Origin of the sequence: Streptomyces sp. 150FB, assembly GCF_000818195.1 — a bacterium.
In the GTDB taxonomy this organism is placed as follows: Bacteria; Actinomycetota; Actinomycetes; order Streptomycetales; family Streptomycetaceae; genus Streptomyces.
In genome coordinates, this window is the sequence record NZ_JTHL01000001.1 from 7,296,862 (window position 1) to 7,307,619 (window position 10,758).

The following is a 10,758-nucleotide window of genomic DNA, read 5'->3' on the forward strand; positions in this document are numbered from 1 at the left end:
ATCGCGCGGGCCTCGGCCGCGGCGGGGCCGCTCGCCGGTCTGCGGACTGCGCTGTCCCTGTACGGGGCGTCGGCGGGACTGCGCCCGCAGTACGACACGGACGCGGAGCGCCGCCGTACGGACGCCCTCGCCGCGTGCGCCGCCGTACCGACCCTGCTGACCGCGCTCCACCGCCTCGGCCAGGGCCTCGACCCCGTCGAACCGCGCGACGACCTGCCGTACGCCGCCAACTACCTCTACATGCTGACCGGAAGCGAGCCGGAGCCCGACCGGGCGCGGGCGATCGAGCGCTACCTCATCTCCACCGTCGACCACGGCTTCAACGCCTCCACCTTCACCGCCCGCGTGATCACCTCGACCGGGGCCGACCTGGCGGCCTGTCTGGTCGGCGCCGTCGGCGCGCTCTCGGGTCCGCTGCACGGCGGCGCCCCCAGCCGGGCGCTCGACACCCTCGACGCCATCGGGACCGTGGACCGGATCGACCCCTGGATCAGGGAACGGGTGCTGGCGGGCGACCGGATCATGGGCTTCGGCCACCCCGTCTACCGCACCGAGGACCCGCGTTCGCGCATGCTGCGCGGTATCGCCGAGCAGTTCGGCGGCCCCCTGGTGGACTTCGCCGTCCAGGTCGAGGCGCGCGTCGAGGCGATCCTCGCCGAACTCAAGCCGGGCCGTGAGCTGCACACCAACGTGGAGTTCTACGCCGGAGTGGTCATGGAGCTGTGCGGGCTGCCCCGGGAGATGTTCACGCCGACCTTCGCGGCGGCGCGGGTGGTGGGCTGGAGCGCCAACATCCTGGAGCAGGCGGCGGACTCCAAGATCATCCGCCCGGCGGCGCGCTATGTGGGACCGCTCCCGCCCCAGCCGGTGCCGCCGGTGGCCTGACGCGATCGCCGCCCGCACGGGGCGGCGGCGGGCACGGTTACGATCGGGCGGTGATCAGGAAAGCCATTCCCGTCGTCGTCCTCACCGGTTTCCTCGGTTCGGGAAAGACCACTCTGCTCAACCATCTGCTCAGGGAGAGCAGGGGGACCCGGATCGGGGTGGTCGTCAACGACTTCGGGGCGATCGAGGTCGACGCCATGACCGTGGCGGGCCAGGTCGACTCGATGGTCTCCCTCGGCAACGGCTGTCTGTGCTGCGCCGTCGACGCCGGCGAACTGGACACCTACCTCGGCCGGCTCGCCCGCCCCGACCTGCGGATCGACGTCATCGTCGTGGAGGCGAGCGGTCTCGCCGAGCCGCAGGAGATCGTGCGGATGATCCTCGCCGGTGAGAACCCGGGTGTCATGTACGGGGGACTCGTCGAGGTCGTCGACGCCGCCGAGTTCGACAGCACCCGGGAGCGGCATCCCGAGATCGACCGGCACCTCGCCGTCGCCGACCTCGTGGTGCTCAACAAGGCCGACCGGGTGGCCGGCGCGGAGCGGGAGAGGATCCTGCGCGTTCTGGAGGAGCTGAGCCCCGGCACACCGGCCGTCGTCGCGTCCCACGGCCGGGTCGATCCCGAGGCGCTCTTCGACCGCAGGCCCAGGGTGGAGACGATCGGGCAGCTCTCCTTCGAGGATCTGCGCGACGAGGAGCACGAGACCGCTCACGACGAGCACGGGGCCGGTCATGACGAGCACGGCACCGATCACAGCGGCCATCTCCATGCCGCCTACGAGAGCGTGGAATTCACCTCCGAGGTGCCCATGAACCCGCGCCGCTTCATGGAGTTCCTCGACTCCAGGCCCGAAGGGCTCTACCGGATCAAGGGCTTCGCCGACTTCGGCCCCGCCGACCCGGCCAACCGCTACGCCCTGCACGCGGTCGGCCGGTTCCTGCGCTTCGCCCCGGCGCCCTGGGGCCGTGACGAGGAGCGCCTCACCCGGCTCGTACTCATCGGCTCGGGCATCGACAGAGAAGCCCTGCGCAAAGAACTGGAATCCTGCCGCGACGCCGAGGACACCGCCGACGGCCGGAGCATGTGGGGCGTGCTGCGCTACGTACGGGACGAAACGGAATCCGCCTCCGCGCCCGGGGATCCGGAGGCGGAGGCGGAAGCGTTCGCGGACTGAGCCGTCAGTGCGCCGGTCCTGCCAGTACGGTGACCGCCGCCGTCAGCGGCAGCCCCGAACCGTCCCTGCGCGGGTCGGGCTCGGGCAGCTCCAGCGGCGCGCCCTCCTTGTCGGCGGCGCGCGCGGGACCGGCCCCCGCCCAGGCGAGGATCAACATGTCCTCGCCCTTCAGGAAGCGGTGGCAGCGCACCCCGCCCGTCGCCCTGCCCTTGCGCGGGTACTGGTCGAAGGGCGTGAGCTTCGCCGTCTGGATCGAGTCGTCGAGGGTGTCCGTGGCCCCCGTGACCGTGAACACGACCCCGTCGGCGGCCGGATCGACGGCGGTGAAGGAGATCACCGAGGCGCCCTCAGCCACCTTGATGCCGGCCATCCCGCCCGCCGGCCGGCCCTGCGGCCGTACCTGCGAGGCCTGGTAGCGCAGAAGCTGGGCGTCGGACGTGATGAAGACGAGGTCCTCCTCGCCGGTCCTGAGCTCGGCGGCGCCGACGATCCGGTCACCCTCCTTGAGACTGATGACCTCCAACTCGTCCTTGTTGGACGGGTAGTCCGGCACCACCCGCTTGACCACGCCCTGGAGCGTGCCGAGCGCGAGCCCGGGGGAGGACTCGTCGAGCGTGGTGAGGCAGATCAGGTCCTCGTCCGCCTCCAGCGAGAGGAACTCCGCGATCGGCGCTCCGCCCGACAGGTTGGGCGCCGAAGCGGTGTCGGGGAGCTGCGGCAGATCGATCACGGCGAGCCTGAGCAGCCGACCCGTCGAGGTCACGGCGCCGACGTCGCCGCGCGCCGTCGCCGGTACGGCGGAGACGATCACATCGTGCTTGACGCGCCGCCCGTCGCTGCCCTCCAGCGGTTCGCCGTTGGCCGTACGGGCCAGCAGGCCGGTGGACGACAGCAGCACCCGGCAGGGATCGTCGGCGACCTCCAGCGGAATCGTCGCCACGGCCGAGGCACCGGACTCCAGCAGCACCGTGCGCCGAGGGGTGCCGTACTTCTTGGCCACGGCGGCCAGTTCGGTCGAGACCAGCTTGCGCAGCTCGGTGTCCGAGTCCAGGATCCCGGTCAGCTCGTCGATCTCGCCGGTCAGCCGGTCGCGCTCGCTCTCCAGCTCGATCCGGTCGAAGCGGGTGAGCCGGCGCAGCGGCGTGTCCAGGATGTACTGGGTCTGGATCTCGCTCAGCGAGAAGTGCTCGATGAGCCGCTCCTTGGCCTGCGCGGAGTTGTCGCTCATCCGGATCAGCCGGATGACCTCGTCGATGTCGATGAGCGCGACCAGCAGCCCCTCGACGAGGTGCAGCCGGTCCCGGCGCTTGGTCCGCCGGAACTCGCTGCGCCTGCGGACCACGGTGAAGCGGTGGTCCAGATAGACCTCCAGCAGCTCCTTGAGGCCGAGCGTCAGCGGCTGGCCGTCGACCAGGGCCACGTTGTTGATGCCGAAGGTCTCCTCCATCGGCGTCAGCTTGTAGAGCTGTTCGAGCACGGCCTCGGGCACGAAGCCGTTCTTCACCTCGATGACCAGGCGCAGTCCGTGCGAGCGGTCGGTGAGGTCCTTGACGTCGGCGATGCCCATCAGCTTCTTGGCCGAGACCAGGTCCTTGATCTTCGCGATCACCTTCTCGGGACCTACGGAGAACGGCAGTTCGGTGACGACCAGGCCCTTACGGCGGGGCGTGACGTCCTCGACCGTGACCGTCGACCTGATCCTGAAGGTGCCGCGCCCGTTCGCGTACGCGTCCTTGATGCCGGCGAGGCCGACGATCCGGCCACCGGTCGGCAGATCGGGACCCGGCACGAAACGCATCAGCGTCTCCAGGTCGGCGGCCGGGTGCTTGATCAAGTGGCGGGCGGCGGCGACGACCTCACCCAGATTGTGCGGCGCCATGTTCGTCGCCATGCCGACGGCGATCCCGGAGGATCCGTTCACCAGCAGATTCGGATACGCGGCCGGAAGTGTGACCGGTTCCCGCTCCTGGCCGTCGTAATTCGGCTGGAAATCGACGGTGTCCTCGTCGATCGACTCCGTCATCAGGGTCGCGGCGTCGGCCATCCGGGACTCGGTGTAACGCATGGCGGCCGGCGGGTCGTCGTTTCCGAGCGAGCCGAAGTTGCCATGTCCGTCCACCAGGGGCAGCCGCATGGAGAACGGCTGAGCCATCCGCACCAGCGCGTCGTAGATCGACGCGTCCCCGTGCGGGTGCAACTTGCCCATGACCTCGCCGACGACGCGGGCACACTTCACATAGCCGCGGTCGGGGCGCAGCCCCATCTCGTTCATCTGGTACACGATGCGGCGGTGTACCGGCTTCATACCGTCCCGTGCGTCCGGCAGGGCCCGTGAGTAGATCACTGAGTACGCGTACTCGAGGTAGGAGCCCTGCATTTCATCGACCACGTCGATGTCGAGGATCTTCTCCTCGAAGTCCTCCGGCGGCGGGGTCTTCGTGCTGCGGCGGGCCATCGCTGCTGCGGCTCCTTCACAGGTTCTGTACGGCGACTACTGGAACTGACGCGGACCATTGTGGACCGCGCCGCTGACAGCGCCGACCTCGACCCGTCATCGAGGGTGCGGGGCACGGGAACTTCGCCAGGTGTCAGCACGCTTGCATACAGTGGCAGGACTTCTCCAAATCGCGATCGAAGGGACGTACATGCCCATGGGTCACACGGCCACAGCGCAGGCCGGTTCCGGCGGCCTGACAGCTACTGAGCACCGGCTGGCCAACGGCCTGCGCCTGGTGCTTTCCGAGGACCACCTGACCCCGGTCGCCGCGGTCTGCCTCTGGTACGACGTCGGCTCGCGCCACGAAGTCAAGGGCCGTACGGGACTTGCCCACCTCTTCGAGCACCTGATGTTCCAGGGCTCGGCCCAGGTGCACGGGAACGGTCACTTCGAGTACGTCCAGGGAGCCGGCGGCTCGCTGAACGGCACCACCAGCTTCGAGCGGACCAACTACTTCGAGACGATGCCCACGCATCAGCTCGAACTCGCCCTCTGGCTGGAGGCCGACCGGATGGGGTCGCTGCTCTCGGCTCTCGACGAAGAGTCGATGGACAACCAGCGCGATGTCGTCAAGAACGAGCGCCGCCAGCGCTACGACAACGTCCCGTACGGCACGGCCTTCGAGAAGCTGACCGCGCTCTCGTACCCCGAGGGCCACCCGTACCACCACACCCCGATCGGCTCGATGGCCGACCTGGACGCGGCGACGCTGGAGGACGCCCGCGCGTTCTTCCGTACGAACTACGCGCCGAACAACGCGGTGCTCTCCGTCGTCGGCGACATCGACCCCGAGCAGACGCTCGCCTGGGTCGAGAAGTACTTCGGGTCCATCCCGTCCCACGACGGCAAGCAGCCGCCGCGCGACGGCACGCTCCCCGACATCATCGGCAAGGAGCTGCGCGAGGAGATCCAGGAGGAGGTCCCGGCCCGCGCGCTGATGGCCGCCTACCGGCTGCCGTCCGACGGCACCCGCGAGAGCGACGCAGCCGACCTGGCGCTCACCGTCCTCGGCGGCGGCGAGTCCTCCAGGCTGCACAACCGCCTGGTGCGCAGGGACCGTACGGCCGTCGCCGCCGGCTTCGGCCTGCTGCGCCTGTCGGGCGCGCCCTCCCTCGGCTGGCTGGACGTCAAGGCGTCCGGCGGGGTCGAGATCCCGCAGATCGAGGCCGCTGTCGACGAGGAACTCGCCCGCCTCGCCGCCGACGGACCCACGGCGGAGGAGATGGAGCGGGCACAGGCGCAACTGGAGCGCGAGTGGCTCGACCGCCTCGGCACCGTCGCCGGCCGCGCCGACGAGCTGTGCAGGTACGCGGTGCTGTTCGGCGACCCGCAGCTCGCGCTGTCCGCGGTGACCCGTGTGCTGGACATCACCGCCGACGAGGTCCAGGCCGTCGCCGCCGCCAGGCTGCGTCCCGACAACAGGGCGGTGCTGGTGTACGAGCCGCTCGCTCCCGAAGAGGCGGCCGACGCCTCCGCCGCCGACGAGAACGACACGACCGACGAGAACGACGAGGCGGGCAAGTGACCGACGCTGCCGTGACCATGGACCTCCATCCGCAGCCGACCGCAGGCGAGGCCAGGCCCTGGGCCTTCCCCGCCCCCGAGCGCGGCGCGCTCGACAACGGCATGACGGTCCTGCGCTGCCACCGCCCCGGACAGCAGGTGGTGGCCGTCGAGATCTCGCTCGCCGCGCCGCTCGACGCCGAGCCCGAAGGGCTCGACGGCATCGCGACGATCATGGTGCGGGCCTTCTCGGAGGGCACCGACAAGCACAGTGCCGAGGAGTTCGCCGCCGAGCTGGAGCGCTGCGGCGCCACGCTCGACGCCGCCGCCGACCACCCGGGCGTACGGGTCTCCCTGGAGGTCCCGGTCTCCCGGCTGCCCAAGGGCCTCGGCCTGCTCGCCGAGGCGCTGCGCGCCCCGGCGTTCCTGGAGAGCGAGATCGAGCGGCTGGTCAACAACCGCCTCGACGAGATCCCGCACGAGAGCGCCAACCCGGCCCGCCGCGCCGCCAAGCAGCTCTCCAAGGAGCTGTTCCCCGCGTCGCTGCGGATGTCCCGGCCGCGCCAGGGCACGGCGGAGACGGTGGCGCGTATCGACGCCGCAGGCGTGCGCGCCTTCTACGACGCGCACGTACGTCCCGCCACGGCCACCGCCGTGGTCGTCGGCGACCTGACGGACGTCGATCTGGACACCCTGCTCGCCGAGACGCTGGGCACCTGGACGGGCAACATGGCCGCCGCCCGCCCGGTCCCGCCGATCACCGCCGACGACACGGGCCGTGTGGTGATCGTGGACCGGCCCGGCGCCGTACAGACCCAGCTCCTGATCGGCCGGATCGGCGCCGACCGGCACGACCGGGTCTGGCCGGCCCAGGTGCTCGGCACGTACTGCCTGGGCGGCACGCTCACCTCACGGCTCGACCGGGTGCTGCGCGAGGAGAAGGGCTACACCTACGGGGTCAGGGCCTACGGTCAGGTGATCCGCTCCTCGGACCCCGCGACCCCCGGCGGGCCGACGGGCGCCGCGATGCTCGCCATCAGCGGCTCGGTCGACACCGAGTCCACGGGTCCGGCGCTCGACGACCTGTGGAAGGTGCTGCGGACCCTCGCTGCCGAGGGCCTCACCGACGCCGAGCGCGATGTGGCCGTGCAGAACCTGGTGGGCGTCGCGCCGCTGAAGTACGAGACGGCGGCCTCGGTCGCCGACACGCTCGCCGACCAGGTCGAGCAGCACCTGCCCGACGACTTCCAGGCGCAGTTGTACGCGCGGCTGGCCGAGACCGGGACCGTCGAGGCGACTGCGGCGGCGGTCAACGCCTTCCCGGTGGACCGGCTCGTCACGGTGCTCGTCGGGGACGCCGCCCAGATCAAGGACGCGGTCACCGCTCTCGGGATCGGTGAGGTGACGGTCGTCACGGGCTGACCCCGCCCGCTCCAGCGCGAAGGACCCCGGCGACGGCCAGTCGCCGGGGTCCTGGCGTGTTCAGGCGTGTTCCGGCGTGTCCGGAACGAGCGGCGTGTCCGGCCAAGGACAAGCATGGATTTCCGGCAGCCATCGGAAATTCGCGTTGATTGCAATAGAGTCACGGAACAGGCGGCAATCGGCGGCGTTTCGCGCGGATTAAGGCGGAGGTTCGGACATGCGCATTCCCGCGCACTCGGTATGCACTGCGATTCGCGAGGACATCGTCTCCGGTCTGTTCGAGCGGGGCTCCCGGCTCACGGAGGAACACCTCGCGCGGCGCTACGGCGTCTCCCGCGTCCCGGTGCGCGAGGCCCTGCGCACCCTGGAGTCCGAAGGGTTCGTCACCACCCGGCGCCATGTCGGCGCGTGCGTGGCCGAGCCCACCGAGCAGGACGCGGCTGACCTCCTCGAAGTACGGCTGCTGCTGGAGCCGCTGGGCGCGGCGCGCGCCGCCCAGCGGCGTACGGAGGCACACCTCAAGGTGTTGCGCGGGCTGGTGAGACTGGGCCAGGAGCGGGCGCGCCGGGGGCAGGGCGAGGATCTGCGGGCGCTCGGCTCCTGGTTCCACGAGACCCTCGCGCAGGCGTCGGGGAGCCCGGGACTGACCGCGCTGCTCACCCAGTTGCGGCACAAGATCGCCTGGATGTACGCCGTCGAGCAGCCCGCCCACCCCGTGGAGACCTGGGCGGAGCACGGCGCGATCGTGGACGCGGTGGCGCGCGGCGACAGTGAGCGCGCGCGGGCGCTCACCACCCTGCACGCCGAGCGCACGGCGACGGCGCACCGGCTGCGGCGGACGGTGGGGAGCCGGGAAAAGGTGAGGGCTTCGCAACGTGCCGTAAACATCGCGAGTGCCCGCACTTAACAATCACGCCGTATACAAAGAGAAGAAATAGGCAGGGCCTATTTTCCGCTGCCATAAAACGCATTGAAGCGTGCGTGGAAAAGAACGAGCCGCGATGCGCGGAATTCACGCATCGCGGCTCGTTCCCACGACAGGGGTGGCAGGGCAACCCGTGAAGCTGAGTTCGGAAAGCGAGCTCAGACGGTCTCGGGAAGCTCGTCGAGCCCCTCGGCCACCAGCTTCGCCAGCCGGTCCAGAGCGGCGTCGGCGCCGTCCGCCTCCGAAGCGAGCACGACCTCCTCGCCGCCCTGCGCGCCCAGGCCGAGCACCGCGAGCATGGACCCCGCGTTGACCGGGCTGCCGCCGGCCTTCGCGATCGTCACGGGAACGCCCGTGGCCGTGGTCGCACGGACGAAGATGGAGGCGGGGCGGGCGTGCAGGCCCTCGGTCCAGCCGACGTTGACACGGCGCTCAGCCATGATGTTGCCCTTCACGTTTCAAGGAGTTGTCTAGACCATTCTCGCACGGTGTCCCGCACGCCCTCCGCCGACCCCGGGGGCGCGTCCGGCCTCCCCAGGGTGGACCGGCGCAAACGCCGCCGCGACCCGTACGGCCCCCCGGGCAGCGCCGTAGGCTTGACCCCATGGAGACGCCCTCCGAGCACGCCTACCCCGGCCACTGGGAAGCAGACGTGGTGCTGCGCGACGGAGGCACCGCCCGGGTCAGGCCCATCACCGCCGACGACGCCGAACGGCTGGTCAGCTTCTACGAGCAGGTCTCCGACGAGTCGAAGTACTACCGCTTCTTCGCCCCCTACCCCCGGCTCTCCGACAAGGACGTGCACCGGTTCACCCACCACGACTACGTGGACCGGGTGGGTCTCGCGGTGACGGTGGGCGGCGAGTTCATCGCGACCGTGCGCTACGACCGCATCGACGACCTCGGCCGGCCCGCCTCGGCGCCCGCCGACGAGGCCGAGGTCGCCTTCCTCGTCCAGGACGCGCACCAGGGGCGCGGCGTCGCATCGGCCCTCCTCGAACACATCGCCGCCGTCGCCAGGGAGCGCGGCATCCGGCGCTTCGCCGCCGAGGTGCTGCCCGCCAACAACAAGATGATCAAGGTGTTCCGGGACGCCGGCTACACCCAGAAGCGCAGCTTCGAGGACGGCTCCGTACGTCTGACCCTCGACCTCGAACCCACCGCCGAGTCGCTGGCCGTCCAGCGCGGCCGCGAGCAGCGCGCCGAGGCCCGCTCGGTCCACCGGCTCCTCGCGCCGTCCTCCGTCGCCGTCGTCGGTACGGGGCGCGCGCCGGGCGGCGTCGGCCGGGCGCTGCTGCGCAACCTCACCGCCAGCGGCTTCGCCGGCCGTACGTACGCGGTGAACAGCGCGTTCGCCGACGACCTGGCGGAGCTCGACGGCGTCCCCGCGTTCCGCTCCGTCGCCTCGATACCCGGGGCCGTCGACCTCGCGCTGCTCGCCGTACCCGCCGAGCGGGTGCCGGAAGCCGTCGCCGACTGCGGCGAGCACGGCGTCCAGGGCGTGGTGGTCCTCTCCGCCGGTTACGCCGAGAGCGGGGAGCAGGGCAGGGAGCGCCAGCGTGCGCTGGTCAGGCAGGTCCGCTCGTACGGCATGCGCCTGATCGGGCCGAACGCCTTCGGGATCATCAACACCGGGCCGTCCGTCCGGCTGAACGCCTCCCTCGCGCCGGAGGCTCCGGCGCGCGGACGCATCGGTCTGTTCACCCAGTCGGGCGCGATCGGCATAGCGCTGCTCGCCGGGCTCGACCGGCGCGGGGCCGGTCTGTCCTCGTTCATCTCGGCGGGCAACCGCGCCGACGTGTCCGGCAACGACTTCCTCCAGTACTGGCACGAGGACCCGGACACCGACGTCGTGCTGATGTACCTCGAATCGCTCGGCAACCCGCGCAAGTTCACCCGGCTCGCCCGGCGTACGGCGGCGGTGAAGCCCGTCGTGGTCGTCAAAGGGGCGCGGCACAGCGGCAGCACGCCCACCGGGCACGCCGTCCCGGTCACCCGTATCCCCGACGCGACGGTCTCCGCGCTGATGCGCCAGGCCGGGGTGATCCGCGTCGACACCGTCACCGAACTGGTGGACGCCGGCCTCCTGCTGGCGTCCCAGCCGCTCCCGGCCGGACCGCGCGTGGCGATCCTCGGCAACTCCGAGTCGCTGGGCCTCCTGACCTACGACGCCTGCCTCACCGAGGGCCTGCGCCCGCTGCCGCCCCGCGACCTCACCACGGGGGCGTCGCCCGAGGACTTCCGCGCCGCGCTGGCCGCGGCGCTGGCCGACCCGGCGTGCGACGCGGTCGTCGTGACGGCGATCCCGCGCGTCGGCTGGGCGGACACGACGGACCCCTCGGGAGGCGGGT

Annotated in this window: 8 protein-coding genes; 6 read left to right on the forward strand and 2 right to left on the reverse strand. The window is 71.1% G+C overall.

The features are described from left to right. Together QR77_RS31260 and QR77_RS31265 are read left to right on the forward strand one after the other, a co-directional pair. Window positions 1-885 (forward strand): citrate/2-methylcitrate synthase (locus QR77_RS31260; protein WP_040025381.1); only part of this gene is annotated, 885 nt, incomplete at its 5' end. A 50-nt stretch (window positions 886-935) separates the two neighbouring features. After that, complete coding sequence (locus QR77_RS31265) at window positions 936-2,060, forward strand: GTP-binding protein (RefSeq protein WP_040025383.1); 1,125 nt, start codon at window positions 936-938, stop codon at window positions 2,058-2,060. 4 nt (window positions 2,061-2,064) lie between these two features. On the opposite strand, the gene QR77_RS31270 is transcribed toward QR77_RS31265, so the two are convergent. Then, entirely contained in the window at window positions 2,065-4,515 is a 2,451-nt protein-coding gene (locus QR77_RS31270; protein WP_040025385.1) for a DNA topoisomerase IV subunit A, read from the reverse strand. Between the two features lie 190 nt (window positions 4,516-4,705). Here QR77_RS31270 and QR77_RS31275 point away from each other — a divergent pair, with 190 nt between their 5' ends. The 3 genes from QR77_RS31275 to QR77_RS31285 all read left to right on the forward strand — a co-directional run bounded on the left by QR77_RS31275 (window position 4,706) and on the right by QR77_RS31285 (window position 8,389). After that, entirely contained in the window at window positions 4,706-6,082 is a 1,377-nt protein-coding gene (locus QR77_RS31275; protein ID WP_078877367.1) for a pitrilysin family protein, read from the forward strand. A gap of 17 nt (window positions 6,083-6,099) precedes the next feature. Continuing rightward, window positions 6,100-7,482 carry a pitrilysin family protein gene (locus QR77_RS31280; protein ID WP_040028953.1) on the forward strand — a complete coding sequence of 461 codons (1,383 nt, stop codon included), beginning with the start codon at window positions 6,100-6,102 and terminating at the stop codon, window positions 7,480-7,482. A 217-nt stretch (window positions 7,483-7,699) separates the two neighbouring features. Then, complete coding sequence (locus tag QR77_RS31285) at window positions 7,700-8,389, forward strand: GntR family transcriptional regulator (RefSeq protein WP_040025398.1); 690 nt, start codon at window positions 7,700-7,702, stop codon at window positions 8,387-8,389. A gap of 176 nt (window positions 8,390-8,565) precedes the next feature. On the opposite strand, the gene QR77_RS31290 is transcribed toward QR77_RS31285, so the two are convergent. After that, window positions 8,566-8,847 (reverse strand): HPr family phosphocarrier protein, encoded by a 282-nt coding sequence (locus QR77_RS31290; protein ID WP_040028954.1) that lies wholly within the window; start codon window positions 8,845-8,847, stop codon window positions 8,566-8,568. A 164-nt stretch (window positions 8,848-9,011) separates the two neighbouring features. Between QR77_RS31290 and QR77_RS31295 the strand changes: the two genes are divergently transcribed. Further along, the coding region (locus tag QR77_RS31295) for a GNAT family N-acetyltransferase (protein WP_150130601.1) at window positions 9,012-10,758 on the forward strand (1,747 nt) is incomplete at its 3' end.